Below are 24,478 nucleotides of genomic sequence, written 5' to 3'. Positions count from 1 at the left end.
ATTTACGGCAGAGGTAAAACTAAAAAACGGCAGCAAACAACGTATTTATCTGCCTGTTGAAACCTGGATACAAAATAAAGTAACAACGTTTACCGTACCCGTATCTGGCGAAGCCGTAAGTATAACTATTGACCCCGATAATGCCTTACCTGACGTTAACCGGGCTAACAATACTTTGCGAGTGAAGTAAAAATTACATCATCTATAAACCATAATAAAATTTTGTGTTAACAATTAGCGGTTAATTCCGTTTAAAAATTACATTTTTGCCAAAATTTTATTAAGAATGCAGAGTTACCAGGAATTTCTTGATCTTAGTGTAGGCTTCCCACAAGAAGGATTTGAGATCATTGAGGATGAGCTATATTTTCATGATCTGAACCTGATGGAGATGATCGAGACGTATGGCACTCCTTTGCGTTTTACCTATTTGCCAATTATCTCCAAAAAGATACAGCAGGCCAAGCTGTTATTTCAGCAGGCTATTATAAAAAACAATTACCGGGGCAGTTATAAATACTGTTACTGTACCAAAAGCTCGCACTTTAGGCATATTGTTGAAGAGGCGTTGAAAAACGAGATCCACCTGGAAACCTCATCAGCTTTTGATATGCCGATGATAGACGCGCTGGAGAAAAAAGGCGCCGTACGAAAAGATGTTACCGTAATATGCAACGGCTTTAAAACCTACCAATACAAAACGTATATTATTGATATGCTGCATGATGGGTTTAAAAACATCATCCCAGTGTTGGATAATAAGGAAGAGTTTAACCTGTATGACGATGAGGTGGAGATGGATACACCATGCAACCTGGGTATACGCATAGCCGCTGAGGAGCAGCCCGATTCGCAATTTTATACTTCACGCTTAGGTGTTCGTATGGAAGATGTGATTGATTTTTATCATAATAAAATTGAAGACAACCCTAATTTTCAGGTTAAGTTATTGCATTTCTTTATCAATTCGGGTATTTCTGATACGCCTTACTACTGGAACGAGTTAGAAAAATACGTAACCCTATATTGCAAATTTAAAAAGGTTAACCCCGCTTTAGATACGCTGGATATTGGCGGCGGCATGCCGTTTAAAGACTCGCTGGTATTTGATTTTGATTATGAGTACATGATCAATGAGATTGTGAGCCGTATTAAAGAGATATGTGCCGATAACGATACTGTAGAACCGGATATCATTACCGAGTTTGGTAAATATACCGTTGCCGAAGCATCGGGCATTTTATATAAAGTATTGGGCCGTAAACAGCAAAACGACCGCGAGAAATGGCTGATGCTGGATGGATCGTTCATTACCAACCTGCCTGATGTGTGGGCGCTGAACCAAAAATACATTCTGCTGCCTGTAAACAACTGGGATTCTGAATACGAACGTGTTAACCTGGGCGGCATAACCTGCGACGGTCAGGATTATTACAACCAGGAAGCGCATATGAACAGCGTGTTTATGCCTAAAACGCGCAAGGTGCAATACCTGGGCTTTTTTAATACCGGTGCCTATCAGGAAGTGTTAAGCGGCTACGGCGGCATACATCACTGCCTGCTGCCATCGCCAAAACATGTTATTATTCGCCGCAACAGGGATGAGACATTCAACTTTGAGGTTTTCGGTGAGGAACAAAATAGCAAGCAGGTGTTAAAGATATTGGGATATACGACTTAGGTAGTGAATAGTGATTGGTGAGTAGTGACTAGTAAATATTCCAACTAATCACTACTCTCTATTCACTAATTAACTAAATTGCTTCTGTAAAACATTACATTAATGCTTGAACAGTACGACCTGCATAATTTAATGGTGCTTGATATTGAAACTGTACCCCAATACAGCGATCATGAGCAAGTACCCGATAACCTTAAAAAGCTGTGGGACCTGAAAACCGTCAACCAGCGTAAAGAAGAAACCGCAGAAAACTTTTATGAACGCGCTGGTATCTGGGCCGAGTTTGGCAAGATCATCTGTATATCGGTAGGCATATTCACCGGCGGTAAACAAACCGGCCTTCGCATAAAATCATTCGCGGGCCATGATGAGAAGGAACTGCTGGAAGACTTTGCCAAAATGCTGCACGGGCAGTCGCCTAATCTGGTGTTATGCGCCCATAACGGCAAAGAGTTTGATTTCCCGTACATCTGCCGCCGCATGCTCATTAATGGCGTTAAGTTTCCACCGCAACTGCAAATAGCCGGCAAAAAGCCATGGGAGATAAACCACCTGGATACTATGGAGCTTTGGAAGTTTGGCGACTATAAAAACTATACCTCGCTTAACCTGCTTACCACCATATTTGACATCCCTACCCCAAAAGATGATATTGACGGCAGCATGGTAGGTGCTGTTTACTGGAAGGACAACCAACTGGACCGTATTTGCACCTATTGCCAAAAAGATGTACTGGCTACCGCGCAATTGTTAAGGCGCTATCGTGGCGAAGAATTGATAGATGAAGAGAACGTGGTAATAGTTGAACAACCCTGATGCTGCAAGTAGATAATCTGCATATCCGATTCAAAACCGCAAATGGCTTATTTGAGGCCGTTAAAAATGTATCCTTCACGTTAAATAAAGGCCAAACCATTGGTATTGTTGGCGAATCAGGCTCGGGTAAATCGGTAACCTCGCTGGCCATCATGCGCCTGCTTGATAAAAAGCAAACGGTTATTGATGGTAAGATAGAGTTGGAGGATATTTGCTTATCTGACCTCACGGAGGACGAGATGCGCACCATACGCGGCAACTGCATCGCCATGATATTCCAGGAGCCCATGACCTCATTGAACCCGGTGCTTACCTGCGGTTTTCAGGTTGCCGAGGCTATAAAATTACACCTTGGGCTAAATGATGACGAAGCTAAAGCACATACCATAAAACTGTTTAACGAAGTGCAGCTACCCCGGCCAGAGGCTATATTTGATACCTACCCGCATCAGATATCGGGCGGGCAAAAGCAGCGGGTAATGATAGCCATGGCGCTATCCTGCAACCCCGAAATATTGATAGCTGATGAGCCAACAACAGCTTTAGATGTAACCGTACAAAAAACTATAATTGAGCTACTTATACGCCTCAAAGCTGAACGCGGAATGAGCCTGATATTTATATCGCACGACTTAGGCGTAATACGTGAAATAGCCGACCATGTGCTGGTTATGTACCGCGGCGAGGTTGTAGAATCAGCTACGGTTACAAAGCTATTTACCCATCCGCAACACCCTTATACTAAAGGTTTACTGGCCTGCCGGCCATCGCCAAAATACCATTTAAAAAAGCTGCCGGTTATTGCCGATTTTATGGATGCAAACGATGAAGAAACCATTGATCACATCCGCAAAATGTATACCTACCCGGCTGCTGAAAGATCGGCACGAAAAAAGAAACTGTATAGTCACGAGCCTATTTTAAAGGTTAACGGGTTATCAACCTGGTTCCCGGTTAGCACGGGTATTTTTGGTAATACAAAAGAGGTTGTGAAAGCGGTAAATGATGTAAGCTTTGAAGTATATCCCGGCGAAACATTGGGTTTGGTTGGCGAATCGGGCAGCGGAAAAACTACCTTGGGCAGAACTATTTTACGTTTGATTGAGCCCAACGCAGGTAACATTATATTTGAGGATACCGACATCTGTCTGATCAATAAAAAAGAAATGCGCGCCATGCGCCGCGATATGCAGATCATTTTCCAGGATCCCTACTCCTCCTTAAATCCGCGCTTAACAGTTGGCGAATCCATCATGGAGCCTTTGCAGGTACATCAATTTTATAAAAGCGATAAAGAACGCAAGCAAAAGGTTTTAGCACTGCTGGAGCGTGTGGGTCTGTTACCCGAACATTTTAACCGTTACCCGCACGAGTTTTCGGGTGGGCAGCGCCAGCGAATAGTAATTGCCCGGGCACTGGCTTTACAACCTAAGTTTATCATTTGCGATGAATCGGTTTCCGCATTGGATGTGTCTGTGCAGGCACAAGTGCTGAACCTTATTCGTGAACTTCAGGAAGAATTTAATCTTACCTATATCTTTATTTCGCATGACTTATCAGTTATTAAACACATTTCCGACAGGATAATGGTAATCAACAAAGGCGAGATTGTGGAGATAGGTGAAGCTGATGAGGTTTATAATAATCCACAAAATGAGTATACTCAAAAACTTATTGCGGCAATACCGCGTTTTTAATTATAGTTGCGGTAATCGTTACCTAACAACTCAACACTCATAACTTAATACTTTATAGCTATCTTTAGCATAAATACAATACATCTACTACATGTCAAAAAAGAAACACAGCTCAACTATAGACCAGGTACTTACCCAAATGGTGCTTGATGTATTTGAGCAAAATGGTAATACACCACTTAATTACAAACAGGTTACGGCAAAATTAAACATCCGCGACCCTGAAGCAAAAAACACCATACTTGATATATTAAAAGAAGAAGCTTTTAAACAGGTTTTAAAAGAGGTTTCGCCCGGTAAATTTCAATTGCTTGAACTTAAAACCTTTGTTGAAGGTAAGGTTGACCTCACTAATGATGGTTCGGCATTTATTGTTACTGATGATGAAAATGAGACCGATATTTTTGTTGCGCCGCGCAAACTGCGTAATGCTTTAAATGGCGACCGCGTAAGGGTATATGTATACGCTAAGAGCCGCGGCCGTAATAAAGAGGGCGAAGTAATTGAAATATTGCAGCGGGCAAAAATGGAGTTTACAGGCATTGTAAAACTATCCGAACGATTTGCTTTTTTTATTCCGGACGACCGGAAAATGATGCATGACATCTTTATCCCCATCACCGAATTAAACGGCGCCAAAAACGGGATAAAAGCCGTGGCCGAAATTACCGACTGGCCCGCCGGCGCTAAAAATCCGGTTGGGCGCATTAAGCACGTTTTGGGCGCGCAAGGGGATAACGATACCGAAATGAACGCCATATTGGCCGAATACGGTTTCCCCCTCTCCTTCCCTGCCGAAGTAGAGAAAGATGCAGAAGCTATCCCGGCTGATGTTACGCCGCAGGAAATAGCCAAACGGCGCGATTTCAGGAACGTTACCACATTTACTATTGACCCTTTTGATGCCAAGGATTTTGATGATGCCTTATCTTTTAAGTTATTGGATAACGGCAACTATGAGGTTGGCGTGCATATAGCCGACGTATCGCATTATATCATCCCCGATTCGCCGTTGGATAAGGAAGCATTTGAACGTGGCACATCTGTTTATTTAGTGGACAGGGTTATACCTATGCTGCCCGAGCGGTTATCAAACGGGTTATGCTCGCTTCGCCCTAAAGAAGATAAGCTTTGCTTTTCTGCCGTATTTGAACTGGATGAGGAAGCAAACGTTATCCGTGAATGGTTTGGTCGCACGGTAATACACTCGGACAGGCGCTTTACTTACGAGGAAGTACAGGACGTTATTGAAACCCAGCAAGGTGATTTTACCAGCGAAATATTAAAGCTTAACGCCTTAGCCTATAAACTGCGCGACCGTAAGTTTAAAAACGGCGCTATCAGCTTTGAAACTACCGAGGTTAAATTTAAACTGGATGAAAAGGGCAAACCAACCGGCGTATACGTAAAAGAACGCAAAGACGCACATAAGCTAATTGAAGATTTTATGCTGCTGGCTAATAAAAAAGTTGCCGAATTTGTAAGCAACAAAGGTAAGGGCAAACATAAATACACCTTTGTTTACCGCGTCCATGATTCACCTAAGCCCGATTCGCTGGCCAGTTTTGCACAATTTGCAGCCAGGTTTGGTTATAAGATCAACACTAAATCAGATAAGGAAACTGCCAAATCTCTTAATTATTTAATGGAGGATGTGGAAGGCAAAAAGGAACAGAATGTATTAACACAGCTGGCTATACGTTCAATGGCCAAAGCTATCTATACCACAAAAAGCAGCAGCCACTATGGTTTGGCATTTGATCATTATACGCACTTTACCTCACCCATACGCCGTTATCCGGATGTAATGGTGCATCGTTTACTACAACATTATTTAGATGGCGGACAGTCTGTTAGTGCTGACCATTACGAAAAACTATGCCAGCATAGTTCGCAAATGGAAAAACGTGCGGCCGATGCAGAGCGTGCATCCATTAAATACAAACAGGCCGAATTCCTGAAAGAGCAGGTTGGTCATGTATATGCGGGTGTAATATCGGGTGTTACCGAATGGGGAATGTATGTAGAGATCATTGAAAACAAATGCGAGGGCATGATCAGGCTGCGTGATATTTCGGATGATTTTTATACTTTAGACGAGAAAAATTATGCGATAATTGGTCAAAAAAAGAAAAAACGCTACCAGTTAGGTGATGAAGTGCAGATCAGGGTAAAAAGCGTTGATTTGACTAAAAAACAAATTGATTTTTCATTAGTACAGAATTAGTGAGTTGTTGATTGAGTTGATTGAGTGAATGGTTACTTTTAACTACTCACCTAATCAACCCAATCAACCAATCAACCAACACATGAGAAAACTTGAAGATTTACAGGACCTGATTAGCCAATCGGTTGATAAGCTAACCTTTCCTGTGCATCCTGCCGATTTATACGAGCCATTAAGCTACATTTTATCCATCGGTGGCAAACGTATGCGCCCGGCGCTGCTTTTAATGGCCTGCGACTTATTTGGCGGTGACATTGATGAAGCACTGTCTCCTGCCCTGGCAATAGAGGTGTTCCATAATTTCACGCTGATGCATGACGATATTATGGACAATGCACCACTGCGCCGCGGACGTGTTACGGTACACGAAAAGTGGAACCAAAACGTAGCCATATTATCAGGCGATGTAATGTTGATTGAAGGCTACAAACTGATGATGAAGGTACCTAACCATTTACTAAGGGAGATACTGGATATTTTTAATGATACAGCTGTAGGTGTATGCGAAGGGCAGCAAATAGATATGGACTTTGAGCAGCGCGACGATGTTGCTATTAGCGAATACATTAACATGATACGCCTTAAAACCGCTGTGGTTTTGGGCGGAGCTTTAAAAATAGGCGCGCTTATTGGCGGTGCCGAAGGTAAAGACGCCGACCTGCTATGTACCTTTGGCGAAAACCTGGGTATAGCTTTCCAGCTACAGGACGATATATTGGACGTTTACGGCGACCCGGAGAAATTTGGCAAGCAGGTAGGCGGCGATATTATATCCAACAAAAAAACATACCTGCTTATAAAAGCATTAGAACTGGCCAAGGGCAATACCGCTGCCGAATTAGCACATATACTGGCTAACAGGGATTTTATTAACAACGACAAGGTAAAAGCAGTTACCGCTATATATAATAGCTTAGATATAAGGCAACATGCCGACAGCGAAATGCAAGCCTATGCTGATAAAGCGTTTATTGCACTGGATGCCATTAACCTGCCCGAAGAGCATAAACAATACCTACGCGATTTTGCCGATGGGTTGATGGTGAGGGATAATTAACAGCACTACTGTATCTTGCATTAGTTATATCATATAGCTAACTTTATAAAACCAATTATAAACTCTTTATCTGCATATTTTACGTTAGTACTTGTATGAAAAGGCTTTTGTTTGTTTTGATTACTACTGCCTGTTCATCAGGTGCATTAGCCCAAACTACCAACCTGGCTATAGCAAATACAACAAACGTTGATGACCAGATATATACCACCCCGGTAGAAGTAATGCCCGAGTACAAAGGCGGCATGGACCGTTTTTACAATAAGCTAAAGACTATTCAATACCTATACTATGCCCGTATGCAAAATATACAGGGCCGCGTTATGGTAAGTATGTTGATTGAAAAGGATGGCACGCTAAGCAAGGCCAAAGTAATGAACGGACTTATTGAGGAGCAGGACAAAGAAATATTAAGGGTGGTACACAACCTGCGGCATTGGAAACCCGGTATGCACAACGGCCAGCCGGTACGGGTAGTGTACAATGTGCCGCTTAATTTTAAGCTGGTGCCCATCCCCGAAAGAATTGATTAAAACAAAAAACCCCGATCAAAATTGACCGGGGTTTTTGTTATGTGTTGATTTCTGATTACTCAGCTGCTGGAGCTTCGGTTTCAGTATCAGCTGCTTTCTTTTTTGGAGCTGCTGCCTTTTTAGCTTTTGGCGCTTCGGCAACTTCTTCGGTTGCTGCTGCTACTACAGGTGCTGCTTCGGCAACTGGTTTTGCTGCTGCTTTTGCTTTAGGCGCAGGTGCTGCATCTTCAGCTACCGGTGCGGCAGCAAAAGGAATAACTGATACGTACGAACGGTTATCAGCTTTCTTTTTGAAAACTACTTCGCCTTCTATTAATGCAAATAAAGTATGATCTCTGCCGATACCTACATTAAGGCCCGGGTTGTGTTTTGTACCACGCTGACGTACAATGATGTTACCTGCAATTGCCGGCTGACCACCAAATATCTTGATACCTAAACGTTTGCTATGCGATTCGCGGCCGTTTCTGGAACTACCGGCCCCTTTTTTGTGTGCCATTTTCTATATCTTTAATGAAACTGTTACCAGCCTCGATTTAAACTTAATTATAATGTTATTCCGGTTATCTCAATTTTGGTAAATTGCTGACGGTGACCGTTTTTCTTTTTGTAGCCTTTTCTTCTTTTCTTTTTGAAGATAATTACTTTATCCCCTTTTAAATGAGACAGGATCTTAGCTGATACTTTAGCGCTTTTCAAATCAGTACCTAATTTGAATTTACCTTCGTTTTCTGCTAACAACACATTGTCAAATTCAATACTAGCGCCCTCATCACCTTGTAATCTGTGTACAAAGATCTGCTGGTCTTTAGCAACTTTAAATTGCTGTCCGGCTATACTTACTATTGCGTACATGGTTTGTTAATTAATATTTTAAATTTCGAGGTGCAAATATAGAATTTTATTTTTCAATAAACAACCAATATTTTATCTGTTACATTGTTTTTTAAGAGCTTCAGCATATCCTGGGCTAATAGACTTACCTCCGAGTTTCATACACTCATCATAGTATTTCCACGCATTTGCGCAATCACTTTTATAAAAGTATGCTACCGATAGTTTAAATAACGTGTTTTGATTTAGCGGATCAATTTTGTAAGATTTATTAAATAATTCTATAGCCTTGTCTAAGTAATTTGCATCATGTTTACTGACAAAATATCCTGTATTGATAGTTGCTTCATCGGTAAGGATATTTGAACTATTGGGATTAATTAAAAGTCCTTTTTCAAACTGTTTTAGTGCTTCATCATAATCATTAAATGAAAAATAAATCGCACCAAACCCCCAATAAGCGTTCTCATTTTTATTGTCAAGCAACCAAGCTTGATTAAAACGCTTCATAGCAGTTTTCAAATCACCCCTATATAAATAATCGAAACCCAAACTCACCAGATGCTCGGATGCCTTATGTGATGTACCGTCCGTTTTTATTGCAAGGTCGATTAGTTTTTGATCCTCGGCAATCATTTCTTTTGGCTTCGGTAAATTTCCGTATTCCGGTATCAGATTAATTTCTGTTTCAGCATCTTTCTTCCATTGCGCATAAGTTATTTGCTGAGCAAATGAAGCAACAGAAAAGAAAGCAATAAAAATTGTTATTATGTATTTCATAGTATCACCGATTATTTTTTTGCTTCTTCTCCTCGTCGTTCAAAACATTGGTAATTTCTTTAATTAAACGCTCGTTAGCATCCTTAAGCCTGGGGTCGCCATCAAAGTTGGCGTCATATACAACCCTTTTGCTTTTGCGTTTATACTTAAACTCAATAATATAACGCGGCGGTTTTGGCCCGGTAGTGGTTACACTATCGCCTATTTCGGATGATGGAAAATCCCAAAAACCCAGGTCGGCAGCTTTACGGTGCAAGTACAACAGGTCATCCTTATTTAAACGCAGGTGCATTTTAACTAACGAATCATGCGTATCTATATATTGATAATCGCCCGTTTTTGAATTGTATTTATTAAGCAGACTATCCCTGTTACCATATTGAAACACTATCGAATCAAACTCGGCAAACTTATATGGTGCGTTTTTTACCATCATACCATAATAGTAAACGCAATAAAGTAAGAACGGGACGGTTATACTTAATAGCAGAAATATTTTTTTTCCTTTATTAGACATATGTTTTAATTATTGAATTAGCGATTTAGTGAATTAGTGATTTTGTTTTATTTATTATTAGAAACAGTTTTTCTAGAGGCAGCTGCAATTTTAAGTATTTGGTTGGCTTCATCTGTTAAATAATTTAATTCAGTTTGTTTTACTACCTCGGCTTCAATTAACACTTCCATCCAAAATAAAGATTCATCAGCTTCTTCAACTACGATAGAAAGTTTTGAATGAAATTCAGCTTTCGATCGTGCTCTGCAAGCTGCTCTATAATTAGCCCCGACTGATGACGAAGATCTTAAAAGTTGACGACCAATTATTTTGGCTTCTTCGGTTTTAGGAAGTGTTCTGTAAAATCTAATATTATCTACAACAAATTTCTTTGTTCTGTTTCGTATTGTTTCTGCAAAATCTGTTCTTTCAGTCATATATAATTATTAAAAAATATACCTTCAAAATCAATCACTAATTCACTAAATCGCTAATTCACTAATTAGAATCCAGTTCGTTCTCCCATTTACTTACCACTGCCGTGGCCATTGCATTACCCAAAACATTTGTAGCAGATCTTCCCATATCCAATAACGGATCAATACCTATTAAAAGTGCCAATCCTGCTTCCGGGATATTAAACATAGCAATTGTTCCGGCAATAACAACTAACGATGCGCGCGGTACACCCGCTACACCTTTACTGGTAAGCATTAATATGAGTAACATAGTTAGCTGATGCGAGAATGACAGATGCATATTGTACGATTGCGCCAAAAACAACGAAGCAAACGTCATATACATCATGGAGCCATCCAGGTTAAACGAGTAGCCTAAAGGCAGTACAAAGCTTACAATTTTGTTGCTACAGCCAAAGCGCTCTAACTCTATTAACACTTTTGGATAAGCCGCTTCGCTGGTTGATGTGCTGAACGCTATAAGCATAGCGTCTTTTATATTAGCTACTAATGTTAACGCCCTTCCACGCAATACCACATAGCCTGCAAATATGATAATGAGCCAAAGCATCAGCAGCGAAAAATAAAACTCGCTGATAAATATGGCATAGGTTGACAGAATGCCCAGCCCCTGTTTGGCTATAATAGCGGTTATTGCCCCAAAAACAGCAATGGGCGCTAGTTTCATTACCGAGCCGGTTATCTTTAATATTACATGCGCTATGGCATCCATAGCTTTTATAACAATTTCGCCATTTTCTCCAATTCCTGCCGTAGCCACACCAAAAAACAAGGCAAACACCACTATCTGTAATATCTCGTTGGTTGAAAGCGCTTCGAAGATGCTTTTAGGAAAAACATGCGATATAAAATCTTTTAATGACAATGCCGCGCCTTTAACACCTGTGCTTATGTGACTATCAGGCAGCATTAAATGCATGGCTTTGCCGGGTTGAAAAAAGTTAACCAGCATCATCCCCAACAATAAAGAAACCAGCGTAGCGCTTAAAAACCACAAAAGCGTTTTACTACCAATGCGGCCAACAGCTTTAATATCTCCTACTTTGGCAACGCCTACTACTAAGGTGGTAAACACCAGCGGCGCTATTATCATTTTTATGAGGCGGAGAAATATATCGCTTAAAATACTAAAGTATTCAACACTGCTTTCGCGCAGGTCGTCGTTTTCTTTACGTATTTTGGTTTGCGCGGAGCGACTTGCTTTTAATTGCGTGTAGGCAATGGTGGTTGTATCTGTTACTTGCCGTAATTTAGCATCAATGCTTTGTATGGTTGTTTCAGCGGCATTAATTTTGCTATTGTATTGGTCAACAACCTTAATGTTATAAATGTACCCGGTTATAACACCTAAAATAAGCGCGATGAAAATATAAAGGGTTAACCTGCTTTTTTGCATTCGGTACAAATAAGGTTACAAAACTACAACTATTTAGTACTTTGCTAAACTAATTTAATACCATGAGTACCATTACCCACGGCTTACAGGATATAAAAAAAGAGTTACAGCATTTACCTGCCGAGCAAATTACCGCATTATGCCTGCGTTTGGCCCGGCATAAAAAAGAGAATAAGGAGCTTTTAGCCTATTTACTGTTTGAGGCGGACGACGAAGCTGCTTTTATTGAAAAGGTAAAAGCCGAAGCCGGGTTTATGTTTAGTCAGTTGCCCGTACAAAGTTACAACGCGGCTAAAGCTTTGCGCAAAATTTTAAGGCTTATAGGTAAATACACTAAATTTATGACATCAAAAGGTGCCGAGGTTGAGTTGCTGATAAACTTTTGCACCAACTATATTCAATATGCCGACAGGCGCTCTTCCTACAAACCATTACGATTGATACTTACCCGGCAACTGGAAAAAATACGGGGGCAGATAGAAAACCTGCATGAGGACCTGCAATTTGATTATAGCAATGATTATAACGCCATGGTTGAAGGTGCAGCGACTAAACTTTCGTGGTTAAATAAGAGTAGCTATTTGCTGTAACATTATATTTGCAATCCTATCTAATAAACACCAACACCAAGTAAGTGACTGATAAAGAAGCATCATTTAAGAAAATATTTGAAGCTAATTCTAAAAAGATTTACCATTTATGCTATGGTTATACCGGCGACGATGACTCCGCGAACGACCTTATGCAGGAGACTTTTTTAAAAGTTTGGCAAAATCTGGATAAATTCAGAAACCAGGCCATGATATCAACCTGGATATACCGCATTGCTGTAAACACCTGCCTAACCTACCTACGATCAGAAAAACGCCAGGCTAAAGATGAACTTACCCCCGAACTGGAAGAAACCAAAGGGGAAGAAGTATCAGAAAAAAACGAACAGGTTGCTATGCTTTATAAATGCATATCCAAACTGGAAGAATCAGAAAGAATAATTATAACCATGGTACTTGATGAAGTGCCGTATCCCGAAATTGCTGAGGTTTCGGGTATATCAGAGGGGAACTTAAGGGTTAAGGTTCACCGCATTAAACAACGATTAACTGAATTATATAACCAATATGAAAGACTTTGATCAAATAATTTCGCTTTGGCAGGGACAGCCAAAGGGGGATCAGCTTTCTGTGGATGAAGTGCTGAAGCAGGTAAAAAAAGGGATAAGTGGCATAAGCGAAAAACTGCTATGGAACATTACCATTACGGTAATAACGCTTTGCGCCATGCTGGCGGTGATGTTGTTTTTTGTGTTCCAGTCGGTGGTAACTTACCTGGGGATAGGTATACTGGTAATAACTATATTACTATATGCCCTGATGATGATACGCGATTACCGTTTAATAAGCAAGCAGGACATTACCATTAACCCCGCCGATTACCTGCAGGGCCTTAAAGAATACCAGAAAACCCGCGCTAAAATATATGGCTGGATGTATTATACTTACGTTTTGCTGATAAGCACCGGCTTATTATTATACTTTTTTGAGGTATTGCAAAGCGCCTCGGCTATTTTTAAAGCGATTATATATAGCATATACGGGGTGCTGGTATTATTTACCACATTTTTTGTACGCGAACGCTTTGTAAAAACCGAACAGGAAAAGTTGAACAGGATTATTGAAAAGTTAGTTAAGCTACAGGGACAGTTTGATTAATTATTACACAAAACAACTTTGATAAAAAAGCCTCCGAATATTTCTATCCAAAGGCCCTTTACTAAATCAATTACAAAAATGCATATTTCTATGTTAGTTCATACATCAGACAATATACTACTTATTAATTTAAAACCATGATATTCAGGCAACTAAATTAAAAAAATATCCCAAATTATCCCAAAACCTGTTCGGGCTGTTTAATCATTTCAAATTCTTCTGTCAGATGCTCAACTTTTTCTTTAATATTCAGCGCCATGAAATAGGCCATACTAAATACTAATGACAATAACACACTTGCCAGAATAGCAACCTTCGCTACATCTTGAAAAGCCTCCTGTTTAAACGCCAACATGGTAGTAAAAATTGACATTGTAAAGCCAATACCGGCTAATGCACCCATGCCAAAAAGCTGTTTCCAGCTAACATTTCGCGGTAGGCTCGCAACCTTTAATGCAACTAAAACCCGGCTGAATAAAAATATCCCAACCGGCTTACCTATAACCAAACCAAACATGATACCCAAGCTTAGTGTACTGCTAAATGAGCCTATTATATTTGTCGGTAAAAGAATAGCTGTATTAGCAAACGCAAACAACGGCAAAATCAGGAAATTAACATACTTGTGTATATGTACTTCAAATTTCGGCAGCATATCTATTGGCATAGCAAACGCTATCAAAACACCTGCAATGCTTGCCTCGACGCCCGAATTATATAAAGTGATCCAAAGGCCAACGGAAACAACCGCCCACAATATTTTTGATTCTATTTTAAAAAAATTAAATAAAATAAGCGTAACATAAAGCAACGCCGCTATAATAAAAAACAACCAATGAATATGACCACCATAAAATAACGCGATAACGACAATAGCGCCCAAATCGTCAATAATGGCCAATGCCATTAACAAAATTTTAAGTCCTACGGGTACACGTTTACCTAAAATAGATGCAATGCCTACCGAAAATGCTATATCGGTGGCTGTAGGGATTCCCCAACCTTTTAAATATGACGTATGTAAATTAAATGCAACAAATATTAATGCCGGCACCAACATTCCGCCCAATGCAGCACCAAATGGCAATACTGCTTTTTTAAAAGATGATAATTCGCCGTTTACTAATTCTCTTTTTATCTCCATACCGGCCATCATAAAAAAGAAGGCCATCATATAATTATTGATCCAACTGATAAATGTTTCCGGAAGATGGTATGAAGGGGGAAATAGCCGAACTTCCCAAACGGTCTTGTAAAATGCCGCTGAACCTGAATAATTTGCAAAAAATATTGATGTTATTGTACATACAATTAACATCACGCCGGTAAACCGGCTGTCATTAATTAAGATCCGAAGGGGGTCAATTGCTCTTTTTAAAATCCTTTCCATGGCCCGAATATTTTACAAGGTATTATTTTAATAAAAAAAGTGACCGGCCACAAACTAATGACCGGCCACAAAATCAACAAAGAAAGTTCTTAGTCAACATAGCCATGAACACCCATTTCAGGTATATCAAGACCAGCAATTTGGTCTTCATCACTTGACCTCAGACCAATTGTTTTAGCGCATATTTTAAAGAATATCCACATTACGACAAACACAAATACAAAACAGGTTAACCCTCCAATAAGTTCAGCAACAAACTGGCCGGCATCACCATAAAACAATCCTTTTACAGTGCCTTTTACACCGTTCCATCCATCGCCGTAAGACCCATCTGCAAATAACCCTAGTGACAATACGCCCCAGAAACCACACATGCCATGCACAGAAAATGCACCTACCGGATCGTCGATTTTTAATTTTGTATCAACAAAGTTATAAGTGAGGATTACCAGTATGCCTGCAATGGCTCCGATAAGTACCGCACAAGAGGCATTTACAAAAGCACATGGAGCCGTAATTGCCACAAGGCCTGCCAGCATTCCATTAGCCGCCATCCCAGGGTCCCATTTGCTAGTTTTAATCTTCATATAAAGTATGGCCGCAAGTGCACCGCTTGCACTGGCAAGCATGGTATTAACTGCTATAACTGAGATTCTTAAATCTGTACCAGCTAAGGTAGAGCCCGGATTAAATCCAAACCAACCGAACGCCAGAATAAACGTGCCAATTATTGCCATTGGGATATTGTGGCCCGGTATAGTGTTAACTTTTCCGTCTTTACCATATTTTCCGACACGTGCGCCGATCACAATCGACCCGGCCAATCCGGCTACCCCGCCAACTTCATGCACAACTGAAGAACCGGCGAAATCTACATGCCCATGCCCTAAGTTATACATAGCACCTAATTGGGAAAGCCATCCGCCGCCCCAAACCCAGTTACCAAAAAGAGGGTAAACGAACATAGATATAAACAAACCATAAATAACAAAGGACTTGAACTTCCATCTTTCTGCCATGGAACCTGTCGGTATTGTTGCGGTAGTATCCATAAAAACTAACTGGAAGAGGAATAAGGTAAAAATACCTACATCGTATACCTGGCTATTGAGGAAATAGCCTGCATTTCCCCAAAGACCGAAATCGTGCCCCAAAATATGCACGGCAAATTCATGGCTTGTTACACCCGGCGCTCCACCAAGAGCACCAACATTTAGCCCCCCGCCAAACATAAATGCGAACCCGCATATCCAAAAACCCATTACGCCGAGAGCATACACCATAAAGTTCATGGTCATAGTGTGGGCCACATTTTTCTTTTGGGTGAAGCCAGTTTCCACCATTGCAAAGCCAGCCTGCATAAACATTACCAGGAAGCCCGTTATAAGGGTCCACATAATGTTAATAGCAATTTTGTTGTGTCCTACTGCATCACCTAACTCGGCAGTTGTAGGAGCACCTGCTTTCGCAGCGGTCACATCAGTAATTGTTCCGGTTTTTGCACCAGTTGGGTCCTGTGCAAACACATGTGAAACATCAAACACTATAAATAGTGCCACCAACACCATACCAATTAACAGGTACGAGGGGATTTTCTTTTGTAAAATTTTAAAATTCATAGTTTTTAAGGATAAGTTAGTTAAAAGATATATTGTTTTAGATATTTATTAACATTTATATATAAAAAAAAACGACTTTATTCAAAATTTTAAACTTTGTATAGTAAAATTATAAAAAAAAATAATTTATTTCAACAATTTCTATAAAAAAAAAGAATTTTTATAGAAATTACAAATAAAGTAGTGCAAAAAACTCATTGTAAAATAAAAAATAAATCTTTACAAGCTTAATTTTTAACATTTGTTGCTATTTTTAATAAATAATAAATTATTTAAAAAAAATAGCAACAATATGGGCGCGGTAATTTTTAAGATATTTATTTTATTACTGATATTGGTGTTGCCACTATCGGGACCTGTTAGAAGAAAAAGGAATGACTTTAATGAAAACAACCAAAATGAATTTTATTCAAATTATTCCATCAATGAAGATGGTCATCTGGAAATAACCCGGGATGATATTACACCTAATAATAATGATATTGAGTAATTACGTTGTTCCTTATTTTAAAAAATGATATTTTAAATATCCTTCATAGGGATAAAATAATTATATCAACTAACCACTAAAACTATCATTATAACCATTCACCATTTTTTATATTTTTGTGGTGGATAGTATAACGCCTATCCCGCCTTTGCCAAAAAAATGAATATATCAGTAGTAGTACCTGTTTATGATGAGATTGAATCATTACCCGAGCTAACCTCATGGATAAGCCGCGTGATGGATGAGAGCAGCTTTTTATACGAGATCATACTGGTTGATGATGGCAGCAGGGATGGATCATGGGAATTAATAACTGAGCTGCGCAAAACCAACCCTTTTATCAAGGGAATTAAATTTAGGCGCAATTACGGTAAATCAGCCGCGTTGAATACCGGTTTTGAAGCCGCGCAGGGTGATGTGGTAATTACCATGGATGCCGATTTGCAGGACAGCCCCGACGAAATACCGGAGTTATACCGCATGATAACCGAAGATAAATATGATTTGGTTAGCGGCTGGAAAAAAAATCGGCATGACCCTTTAAGCAAAACTATTCCTACTAAATTATATAATGGCGTTACCCGCTGGATCTCGGGCATTAAACTGCACGATATGAACTGCGGTCTTAAAGCGTACCGTAACGAGGTGGTTAAAAACATTGAAGTTTACGGCGAAATGCACCGCTATATACCTGTAATTGCCAAATGGGAGGGCTTTAATAATATTGGCGAAAAGGTAGTGCAGCACCAGGCGCGCAAATTTGGCGTAACCAAATTTGGCAGTTTGAGGCGCTTTATACGCGGTCCGTTGGACCTATTGTCTATCATGTTTGTTTCTAAATTTGGTAAGCGGCCTATGCACTTGTTTGGCGGTATGGGTGTGTTAAGTTTTTTGGCAGGCACCATTTGTGCCATCTGGATAATAAGCGAAAAATTATACGCAATAGCCCATAATGAGCATTACCGTAATGTGACTGACAATCCATTATTTTATATAGCCCTGGTTGCTATCGTATTAGGTTCGCAATTATTTTTAACCGGCTTTGTTGCCGAAATGGTATCGCGCAGTGCCCCCGAGCGCAATAAATACCAGATAGAGGATGTTATTTAATGAGATTTGAGACGCGAGATTTGAGATATGAGAAAAAACAAATTAAAATCACATTGCTTTAATCTCTTGCCATTACCTTTTTATCTCAATACTCAAATCTAATATCTAAGATGTACTTTTCCATCATCATCCCACTATACAACCGTCCGCAGGAAATTAAAGAACTGCTGGAAACCCTCACCCTGCAAACATACACGCAGTTTGAGATTTTGGTTATTGAGGATGGCTCTGTAAATGATGCCGCTGATATTGTGAGCAGTTTTACTGATAAACTGAACATTAAATATTTTGTAAAAGAAAACGCCGGCCAGGGCTTTGCCCGTAACTACGCATTTGAGCGGGCCAGCGGCGATTACTTTATCATATTCGACTCCGATTGCCTGATACCCGAGGATTATCTGGAGATAGTTAACAATTCATTAACCCAAAACTGGCTGGATTCCTATGGCGGCCCTGATGCGGCGCACCACTCGTTTACAGCAATCCAAAAGGCCATTAGCTATGCCATGACCTCTCCTTTTACTACCGGAGGGATACGTGGCAATAAAAAGGGGATTGGCCAGTTTCATCCACGCAGTTTTAACATGGGTATATCGCGCCTGGTTTGGGAAAAAGCAGGTGGCTTTATTATTACCCGGCTGGGCGAGGATATTGAATACAGCATCCGCATACACTCCATGGGGTTTAAAATCGGCCTCATACCCGACGCGAAAGTTTATCATAAACGGCGGGCCACTTTCTTTCAGTTTTACAAACAACTGCACTTTTTTGGCAGGGCCCGCATTAACGTTTATAAATTTTTTCCTAAAGGTTTAAAGGCGGTGCATTTCTTTCCGGCTGTTTTTACATTAGGGTTATTATTTACCATCATCAGTAATATATTAAACTGGCAAATAAGTTATTTATGTAATGCTTTATTAGGTATATTTATTTTGTTGATATTTTTTCATGCGTGGTGGAAAAACAAGTCGGTAAAAATTGCATTTTTGAGTATTATAGCCTCTATTATCCAACTTACGGCCTATGGTTTAGGTTTTATGCAGGATTTTTGGAAACGCATAATCATAAACAGATCTAAATAATATATATGTACCACCCTTTTTCTATTGCAGAGACCATTAAAACTGCATGGAATATTTTTAAAAATAACTTTGTAACTATTATAGTTTATTCGGCTATATCCTTTTTTTTATTGTCTGTTTTAGCTGTTATAACCGAATTTATAATCCTGCCCGAAGAGTTTGCAGGCAGAATGTTTGTATCGTTTATATTAATATTTGTACAAGCCTATACTACGCTTGGCTTATATAAACTGATATTCACGGTAATTGACAGTGAATATTATGAGTTTGAAATATCGCAGGTACTACCGGGTATTAAAATGATAATAAGTTATCTGATAGTGGTTTTTTTGATAGCTTTTTTGATCACTACTTTCCATTTTCTGGCAATAAGGTTAGATGATTATCCTAATATTGAAAAAACAGTTGAGGTGGCAGGTACTTTTTTAGGTTTATTTTTAGCATTAAGGATCATGTTTTTTAACACTTTTATTGTAGATGATCATTCGAGTGCTTTCGAATCCTTGCGTCAAAGTTTTGACCTTACCCGTGGTTATTTTTTTAAAGTTTTAACCATCCTTATCATAATTCTCGTGCTCATTGCCTTACCTGCAATAGTATCTCAATACTATCCATTTGTGTCCTTAGCTATTGTATTTACCTATCCGTTTGTAAATATTGTATTGGCAGCTACCTATCGCAAACTGGTATACAGCCATCAGGATGTAGATGACGATATTGCCGAAACCAATTAAACGCTATGGGTTTAAAGGTACTGTTGAGCAAGATTTTCGCGGCGTGGGTTAACAGGGATCTGAACCAAATTCGTCACCATGCGGTTCATCTGCAGCAGCAAACTTTTACCCGGTTAATTGATCAGGCAAAAAATACCGCTTTTGGCCACGACCATAATTTTGGCCACATAAAAACCTATGACGATTTTAAAAACCATGTTCCCATTCGCGATTACGAGGAGCTTCGCCCTTATATTGAACGCGTAATAGCAGGCGAAGCAAATGTGTTGTGGCCGGGCAAACCAACCTATCTCACCAAAACATCAGGCACAACCTCCGGTGTAAAATATATACCCATCTCTAAAGAAAGCATGCCCGAGCATATTAAAGCTGCCCGCAATGCATTGTTAAGTTATATCCACGAAACCGGCAAAGCCGATTTTTTAGATGGCAAAATGATATTTCTGCAAGGCAGCCCGGTGCTTGCCGAAAAAGCCGGGATACAAACAGGCAGGCTATCAGGCATTGTAGCACACCATGTACCCGCTTATCTTCAAAAAAACAGGCTACCCAGTTATGAAATTAACTGCATCGAAGATTGGGAAGAAAAAGTTGATGCTATAGTACAGGAAACATCAACAGAAGATATGCGCCTAATATCAGGCATCCCCCCCTGGTGCCAGATGTATTTCGACAGGCTATCAGCAGTTAGCGGTGGAAAAAAGATCAGGGAGATATTCCCCAACTTTAAGCTTTTTGTGTATGGCGGTGTAAACTACGAGCCTTACCGTGCCCGTATAGAAGAAAGTATTGGATTTAATATTGATACTATTGAAACTTATCCGGCATCCGAGGGTTTTATAGCTTTCCAGGATTCGCAAACCGATAAAGGATTACTGCTATTGGTTAACTCGGGTATTTTTTATGAGTTTATCCCGGCTGATGAATATTTTAATGATAACCCTACCCGTATCAGTTTGGAGGATATTGAACTGAAAAAAAACTACGCGTTAATACTAAATACCAATGCCGGCTTATGGGGCTATAGCATTGGCGATACCGTTAAATTTATATCAAAAAATCCGTATAAAATTGTAGTTACCGGGCGTATAAAGCATTATATATCTGCCTTTGGCGAACATGTAATTGGCGAGGAAGTGGAGCAGGCATTGATGAGTGTAGCGAATGAAGAAGATGTAGATATTGTAGAATTTACCGTTGCCCCGCAGGTTAACCCGCCGCAAGGGCAGCTACCTTATCACGAATGGTTTGTGGAGTTTGGCAATGAACCAAAAGATCTGAAAGCATTTAGCCTTAAGGTAGATAAAGCCTTACAGCAAAAAAATATTTACTATTTTGACCTGATTGATGGTAACATTTTGCAACCTTTGACTATCCAAAGCTTAAAGAAGGATACTTTTATAAACTATATGCGGTCGCAGGGTAAACTGGGCGGGCAAAATAAAGTACCCCGTTTAGCAAACGACAGAAAAATTGCGGATGAATTATCTGCGTATATTATAAAAAACTAAATTACCACGCGTTATTGTGGTTTGATAAATATAATTTGAGTAATCAAGTAAAAAACATAGCCGTTTTAGGATCTACGGGAAGCATCGGCACACAAACCCTTGAAGTGATAGGCGAAAACCCGTCGCTGTTTAGGGTATATATTTTAACGGCCCATAGTAATGCTGATTTGCTTATTGAACAGGCATTAAAATTTAACCCTGAATATGCCATTATTTGCGACGAACGTAAATATCAGGAAGTAAAACAAGCCTTATTTAATACCGGCATTAAAGTACTGGCAGGGCATACCGCCATAGTTGAAACCGTTACCCACCCAGATATTGACATGGTGTTAACCGCCATGGTAGGTTTTGCAGGGTTGGAGCCTACCATAGCCGCTATAAAGGCAGGTAAAGACATCGCGTTAGCAAACAAAGAAACCCTTGTAGTGGCAGGCGAACTGATTACCGATCTGGCTAAACAACACGGCGTTAAAATTTTGCCTGTTGACTCTGAACATTCGGCTATTTTTCAATGTTTGGCAGGAGAAGAAGGTAATACTATTGAAAAGATCATACTAACTGCGTCCGGCGGACCGTTTAGGGGTAAAACTTTAGAATTTTTAGCAGGCGTTACCCGCGAACTTGCTTTAAAGCATCCTAACTGGGTAATGGGCGCTAAAATAACTATCGACTCGGCTACGTTAATGAACAAAGGTTTAGAAGTTATAGAAGCAAAATGGCTGTTTGATTTACAGACATCACAAATTGATGTGGTGGTGCATCCGCAGTCAATCATCCACTCTATGGTTCAGTTTGAAGATGGTTCTATAAAAGGGCAAATGGGTTTACCCGATATGAAGCTGCCTATACAATACGCGCTGGCCTATCCTACCCGCTTAAAAAACAATTTTAAGCGGTTTGATTTTACAGCTTACCCAAATTTAACTTTTGAAAAACCGGATATAGATACCTTCCGTAACCTTGGTTTAGCTTTTGAGGCGCTGAAACGCGGTGGCAATATGCCTTGTATTATTAACGCGGCTAATGAAATTGCGGTAGCCGGTTTTTTAGCCGATGATATCAGCTTTTTAGCCATGAGCGATGTGGTTGAAAGCTGTATGCAGAAAATAACCTACCAGGCGCAACCCTCTCAGGCCGATTATTTGAATACTGATAAAGAAACACGCATATTTGCGCAAAATTTAATAAAACAAATGCCTTTAAAGGCTTACAATTTGATATAATAGAGAATGAATATAGTAATTATGGTTGGCCAGTTAATACTGGGACTTTCGATTTTGGTGATATTGCATGAGCTGGGCCATTTTATAGCCGCAAGGGCTTTTGGTATTAAGGTAGAGAAGTTTTACCTATTTTTTGATGCCTGGGGCTTTAGCCTATTTAAGTTTAATTATAAAGGTGTTGAATATGGTATTGGATGGCTACCGCTGGGTGGTTATGTAAAAATTGCCGGTATGATAGATGAATCTATGGATACCGAGCAGATGGCGGGACCGCCGCAGCCCTGGGAGTTTCGTTCAAAACCGGCATGGCAGCGTTTAATTGTAATGCTGGGCGGTATTACCGTAAATATTGTTTTAGGCATCCTGATATTTTGGGTGCTTACCGCGCGCATGGGCGAAACCTACGTACCTATAGAAAATGTTAAATATGGTATAGTACCGGGCGAAATTGGTAAAAAAATGGGGTTGCAGGCAGGCGATAAAATTATTGCTATTAATGGCAAGCCTGTTGTAAAGTTTAATGAATTGGTAAGCTCAAAGGTATTGCTGGACCATTCGGTTTTAACAGTACTGCGCAACGATAAAAAACTTACCCTAACCGTACCGCGAAATATTATTAATGACCTGGCCGATTACGGAGACAGGGCGCTTGAAGAATTTATTAGCAGTATTCCCCGCACTACGTTCCATATAGATTCGGTTGTGCCCAAAAGCCCGGCACAGGCAGCGGGTTTAATAAAGGGCGACAGCATAATGGCTATTAACAATACCCCTATAGTTTATTATGACGAATTCAGGTCGCAATTACAGGCTAATAAGGGCAAGGCCATTGATTTAAAAGTGCAACGTAATAATGACACCTTACATTTAATAGCCAATATAGGTGCTGATGGTAAAATTGGTATAAGTCAAATGTTTAACCTCCCTGCTGAAAAAACCGTTAACTATGGCTTATTTGGTTCGTTACCTATAGGTGCTAAAAAAGCGTTCACAACATTTACAGATGATGCCAAAGGCCTGGGCAAAGTGTTTAAAGGCGATGTGAAATTTACCAAAGCATTTGGCGGACCGGTTGCTATTGCCAATATGTTTGGCAGCCATATTGATTGGGTGCACTTTTGGAGCCTGGTAGGCTTTTTATCAATGGTGCTGGCATTTACCAACCTGCTGCCCATACCTGCACTGGATGGTGGCCACGCAGTGTTTTTACTTATTGAAATGATAAAAGGCAAACCATTGAGCGATAAATTTTTAGAACGCGCTCAAATAGTAGGCTTTGTATTATTAATAACCCTAATGGTGTTTGTGTTTGGCAACGATATTGTGAAACAGGTAATGAAGAAGTAGTTCTTAGAGTTAAGAATCAAGAGGCAAGAGTTAAGACAATAATCAATATAAAAAAGAAGGGCCGTTTCAAATTGAAACGGCCCCTTTTAATTTCATGCTTATTTAACTTCTTATACGGTTGGATCAGTTATAGTTGGATCTATCGCGTCCTCAATACTGTAAGGTGCCTTACGCTTAAAAAATGCAGCTAATATAAGGGCCAACACAAATACCAGGAGGATTGAAGTACCTATACCTTGCACTACCTTCCCTACGGTAGGGTTT

Annotated in this window: 24 protein-coding genes and 1 pseudogene; 17 read left to right on the top strand and 8 right to left on the bottom strand. The window is 39.9% G+C overall.

Features of this window, described 5'->3' with window-relative positions; all coding sequences use genetic code 11:
• From ABI367_RS04085 to ABI367_RS04055, 7 genes and pseudogenes are all read left to right on the top strand, one after another.
• A pseudogene (locus tag ABI367_RS04085) lies at window positions 1–190 on the top strand (M1 family aminopeptidase); the annotation flags it as partial.
• Window positions 191–286: 96 nt separating this feature from the next.
• Complete coding sequence (locus ABI367_RS04080; RefSeq protein WP_462227876.1) at window positions 287–1,681, top strand: arginine decarboxylase; 1,395 nt, start codon at window positions 287–289, stop codon at window positions 1,679–1,681.
• 102 nt (window positions 1,682–1,783) lie between these two features.
• Window positions 1,784–2,497 carry a 3'-5' exonuclease gene (locus ABI367_RS04075; RefSeq protein WP_462227875.1) on the top strand — a complete coding sequence of 238 codons (714 nt, stop codon included), beginning with the start codon at window positions 1,784–1,786 and terminating at the stop codon, window positions 2,495–2,497.
• A complete protein-coding gene (locus ABI367_RS04070) occupies window positions 2,497–4,194 on the top strand; it encodes an ABC transporter ATP-binding protein (RefSeq protein ID WP_462227874.1) in 1,698 nt (565 codons plus the stop codon). Before ABI367_RS04075 ends, ABI367_RS04070 begins: the two co-directional genes overlap by 1 nt.
• Window positions 4,195–4,285: 91 nt before the next feature.
• Window positions 4,286–6,421: a ribonuclease R gene (rnr, locus tag ABI367_RS04065; protein ID WP_462227873.1), complete on the top strand. Its 2,136-nt coding sequence runs from the start codon at window positions 4,286–4,288 to the stop codon at window positions 6,419–6,421.
• Between the two features lie 82 nt (window positions 6,422–6,503).
• Window positions 6,504–7,478 carry a polyprenyl synthetase family protein gene (locus tag ABI367_RS04060; protein WP_462227872.1) on the top strand — a complete coding sequence of 325 codons (975 nt, stop codon included), beginning with the start codon at window positions 6,504–6,506 and terminating at the stop codon, window positions 7,476–7,478.
• 95 nt (window positions 7,479–7,573) lie between these two features.
• Window positions 7,574–8,011, top strand: a complete 438-nt coding sequence (locus tag ABI367_RS04055; RefSeq protein WP_462227871.1) for an energy transducer TonB — start codon at window positions 7,574–7,576, stop codon at window positions 8,009–8,011.
• Between the two features lie 55 nt (window positions 8,012–8,066).
• Here ABI367_RS04055 and rpmA read toward each other — a convergent pair whose 3' ends face one another.
• The 6 genes from rpmA to ABI367_RS04025 form a co-directional block, all read right to left on the bottom strand.
• Window positions 8,067–8,510, bottom strand: a complete 444-nt coding sequence (gene rpmA, locus ABI367_RS04050; protein ID WP_462227870.1) for a 50S ribosomal protein L27 — start codon at window positions 8,508–8,510, stop codon at window positions 8,067–8,069.
• A 47-nt stretch (window positions 8,511–8,557) separates the two neighbouring features.
• Complete coding sequence (rplU, locus tag ABI367_RS04045) at window positions 8,558–8,866, bottom strand: 50S ribosomal protein L21 (RefSeq protein ID WP_460693577.1); 309 nt, start codon at window positions 8,864–8,866, stop codon at window positions 8,558–8,560.
• Window positions 8,867–8,938: 72 nt separating this feature from the next.
• The gene (locus ABI367_RS04040) at window positions 8,939–9,625 is read right to left on the bottom strand and encodes a tetratricopeptide repeat protein (RefSeq protein WP_462227869.1); all 687 of its coding nucleotides are present in this window, start codon (window positions 9,623–9,625) and stop codon (window positions 8,939–8,941) included.
• A 4-nt stretch (window positions 9,626–9,629) separates the two neighbouring features.
• Entirely contained in the window at window positions 9,630–10,061 is a 432-nt protein-coding gene (locus ABI367_RS04035; RefSeq protein WP_462227868.1) for a hypothetical protein, read from the bottom strand.
• 128 nt (window positions 10,062–10,189) lie between these two features.
• Window positions 10,190–10,558: a four helix bundle protein gene (locus ABI367_RS04030; protein ID WP_462227867.1), complete on the bottom strand. Its 369-nt coding sequence runs from the start codon at window positions 10,556–10,558 to the stop codon at window positions 10,190–10,192.
• 61 nt (window positions 10,559–10,619) lie between these two features.
• Window positions 10,620–11,996, bottom strand: coding sequence for a dicarboxylate/amino acid:cation symporter (locus ABI367_RS04025; RefSeq protein ID WP_462227866.1), 1,377 nt, complete (start codon window positions 11,994–11,996; stop codon window positions 10,620–10,622).
• Window positions 11,997–12,058: 62 nt separating this feature from the next.
• Here ABI367_RS04025 and ABI367_RS04020 point away from each other — a divergent pair, with 62 nt between their 5' ends.
• From ABI367_RS04020 to ABI367_RS04010, 3 genes are read left to right on the top strand one after another with little or no spacing between them, the layout of a single operon-like run.
• The gene (locus ABI367_RS04020) at window positions 12,059–12,586 is read left to right on the top strand and encodes a hypothetical protein (RefSeq protein ID WP_462227865.1); all 528 of its coding nucleotides are present in this window, start codon (window positions 12,059–12,061) and stop codon (window positions 12,584–12,586) included.
• A 44-nt stretch (window positions 12,587–12,630) separates the two neighbouring features.
• Window positions 12,631–13,128, top strand: coding sequence for an RNA polymerase sigma factor (locus ABI367_RS04015; protein WP_462227864.1), 498 nt, complete (start codon window positions 12,631–12,633; stop codon window positions 13,126–13,128).
• Window positions 13,115–13,705, top strand: coding sequence for a hypothetical protein (locus tag ABI367_RS04010; protein ID WP_462227862.1), 591 nt, complete (start codon window positions 13,115–13,117; stop codon window positions 13,703–13,705). The genes ABI367_RS04015 and ABI367_RS04010 overlap by 14 nt, the downstream gene beginning before the upstream one ends.
• 175 nt (window positions 13,706–13,880) lie before the next feature.
• Here ABI367_RS04010 and nhaA read toward each other — a convergent pair whose 3' ends face one another.
• The gene (nhaA, locus tag ABI367_RS04005; protein ID WP_462227861.1) at window positions 13,881–15,095 is read right to left on the bottom strand and encodes a Na+/H+ antiporter NhaA; all 1,215 of its coding nucleotides are present in this window, start codon (window positions 15,093–15,095) and stop codon (window positions 13,881–13,883) included.
• 89 nt (window positions 15,096–15,184) lie between these two features.
• Window positions 15,185–16,714: an ammonium transporter gene (locus ABI367_RS04000; protein ID WP_462227860.1), complete on the bottom strand. Its 1,530-nt coding sequence runs from the start codon at window positions 16,712–16,714 to the stop codon at window positions 15,185–15,187.
• Window positions 16,715–17,006: 292 nt separating this feature from the next.
• Here ABI367_RS04000 and ABI367_RS03995 point away from each other — a divergent pair, with 292 nt between their 5' ends.
• The 7 genes from ABI367_RS03995 (at window position 17,007) to rseP (ending at window position 24,214) form a co-directional block, all read left to right on the top strand.
• A complete protein-coding gene (locus ABI367_RS03995) occupies window positions 17,007–17,204 on the top strand; it encodes a hypothetical protein (RefSeq protein WP_462227858.1) in 198 nt (65 codons plus the stop codon).
• 159 nt (window positions 17,205–17,363) lie between these two features.
• Window positions 17,364–18,314 carry a glycosyltransferase family 2 protein gene (locus ABI367_RS03990; protein WP_462227857.1) on the top strand — a complete coding sequence of 317 codons (951 nt, stop codon included), beginning with the start codon at window positions 17,364–17,366 and terminating at the stop codon, window positions 18,312–18,314.
• A 110-nt stretch (window positions 18,315–18,424) separates the two neighbouring features.
• Window positions 18,425–19,396 (top strand): glycosyltransferase family 2 protein, encoded by a 972-nt coding sequence (locus tag ABI367_RS03985; RefSeq protein ID WP_462227856.1) that lies wholly within the window; start codon window positions 18,425–18,427, stop codon window positions 19,394–19,396.
• Window positions 19,397–19,401: 5 nt separating this feature from the next.
• Complete coding sequence (locus ABI367_RS03980) at window positions 19,402–20,130, top strand: hypothetical protein (protein WP_462227855.1); 729 nt, start codon at window positions 19,402–19,404, stop codon at window positions 20,128–20,130.
• Window positions 20,131–20,135: 5 nt separating this feature from the next.
• The gene (locus ABI367_RS03975) at window positions 20,136–21,641 is read left to right on the top strand and encodes a GH3 auxin-responsive promoter family protein (protein ID WP_462227854.1); all 1,506 of its coding nucleotides are present in this window, start codon (window positions 20,136–20,138) and stop codon (window positions 21,639–21,641) included.
• A gap of 35 nt (window positions 21,642–21,676) precedes the next feature.
• Complete coding sequence (locus ABI367_RS03970; protein WP_462227853.1) at window positions 21,677–22,867, top strand: 1-deoxy-D-xylulose-5-phosphate reductoisomerase; 1,191 nt, start codon at window positions 21,677–21,679, stop codon at window positions 22,865–22,867.
• 6 nt (window positions 22,868–22,873) lie between these two features.
• Window positions 22,874–24,214, top strand: a complete 1,341-nt coding sequence (rseP, locus tag ABI367_RS03965; RefSeq protein WP_462227852.1) for an RIP metalloprotease RseP — start codon at window positions 22,874–22,876, stop codon at window positions 24,212–24,214.
• Window positions 24,215–24,478 lie beyond the last annotated feature (264 nt).

It is taken from the genome of Mucilaginibacter sp., assembly GCF_039935595.1.
Classification (GTDB): Bacteria; Bacteroidota; Bacteroidia; order Sphingobacteriales; family Sphingobacteriaceae; genus Mucilaginibacter.
Note: the sequence above shows the minus strand (reverse complement) of the source record. Positions and strands in the feature narration are given on the sequence as shown.

Coding starts and splice junctions, on each gene's coding strand:
- ABI367_RS04080 (WP_462227876.1), top strand. CDS start 287: ATGCAGAGTTACCAGGAATTTCTTGATCTTAGTGTAGGCTTCCCACAA.
- ABI367_RS04075 (WP_462227875.1), top strand. CDS start 1,784: ATGCTTGAACAGTACGACCTGCATAATTTAATGGTGCTTGATATTGAA.
- ABI367_RS04070 (WP_462227874.1), top strand. CDS start 2,497: ATGCTGCAAGTAGATAATCTGCATATCCGATTCAAAACCGCAAATGGC.
- rnr (WP_462227873.1), top strand. CDS start 4,286: ATGTCAAAAAAGAAACACAGCTCAACTATAGACCAGGTACTTACCCAA.
- ABI367_RS04060 (WP_462227872.1), top strand. CDS start 6,504: ATGAGAAAACTTGAAGATTTACAGGACCTGATTAGCCAATCGGTTGAT.
- ABI367_RS04055 (WP_462227871.1), top strand. CDS start 7,574: ATGAAAAGGCTTTTGTTTGTTTTGATTACTACTGCCTGTTCATCAGGT.
- rpmA (WP_462227870.1), bottom strand. CDS start 8,510: ATGGCACACAAAAAAGGGGCCGGTAGTTCCAGAAACGGCCGCGAATCG.
- rplU (WP_460693577.1), bottom strand. CDS start 8,866: ATGTACGCAATAGTAAGTATAGCCGGACAGCAATTTAAAGTTGCTAAA.
- ABI367_RS04040 (WP_462227869.1), bottom strand. CDS start 9,625: ATGAAATACATAATAACAATTTTTATTGCTTTCTTTTCTGTTGCTTCA.
- ABI367_RS04035 (WP_462227868.1), bottom strand. CDS start 10,061: ATGATGGTAAAAAACGCACCATATAAGTTTGCCGAGTTTGATTCGATA.
- ABI367_RS04030 (WP_462227867.1), bottom strand. CDS start 10,558: ATGACTGAAAGAACAGATTTTGCAGAAACAATACGAAACAGAACAAAG.
- ABI367_RS04025 (WP_462227866.1), bottom strand. CDS start 11,996: ATGCAAAAAAGCAGGTTAACCCTTTATATTTTCATCGCGCTTATTTTA.
- ABI367_RS04020 (WP_462227865.1), top strand. CDS start 12,059: ATGAGTACCATTACCCACGGCTTACAGGATATAAAAAAAGAGTTACAG.
- ABI367_RS04010 (WP_462227862.1), top strand. CDS start 13,115: ATGAAAGACTTTGATCAAATAATTTCGCTTTGGCAGGGACAGCCAAAG.
- nhaA (WP_462227861.1), bottom strand. CDS start 15,095: ATGGAAAGGATTTTAAAAAGAGCAATTGACCCCCTTCGGATCTTAATT.
- ABI367_RS04000 (WP_462227860.1), bottom strand. CDS start 16,714: ATGAATTTTAAAATTTTACAAAAGAAAATCCCCTCGTACCTGTTAATT.
- ABI367_RS03995 (WP_462227858.1), top strand. CDS start 17,007: ATGGGCGCGGTAATTTTTAAGATATTTATTTTATTACTGATATTGGTG.
- ABI367_RS03990 (WP_462227857.1), top strand. CDS start 17,364: ATGAATATATCAGTAGTAGTACCTGTTTATGATGAGATTGAATCATTA.
- ABI367_RS03985 (WP_462227856.1), top strand. CDS start 18,425: ATGTACTTTTCCATCATCATCCCACTATACAACCGTCCGCAGGAAATT.
- ABI367_RS03980 (WP_462227855.1), top strand. CDS start 19,402: ATGTACCACCCTTTTTCTATTGCAGAGACCATTAAAACTGCATGGAAT.
- ABI367_RS03975 (WP_462227854.1), top strand. CDS start 20,136: ATGGGTTTAAAGGTACTGTTGAGCAAGATTTTCGCGGCGTGGGTTAAC.
- rseP (WP_462227852.1), top strand. CDS start 22,874: ATGAATATAGTAATTATGGTTGGCCAGTTAATACTGGGACTTTCGATT.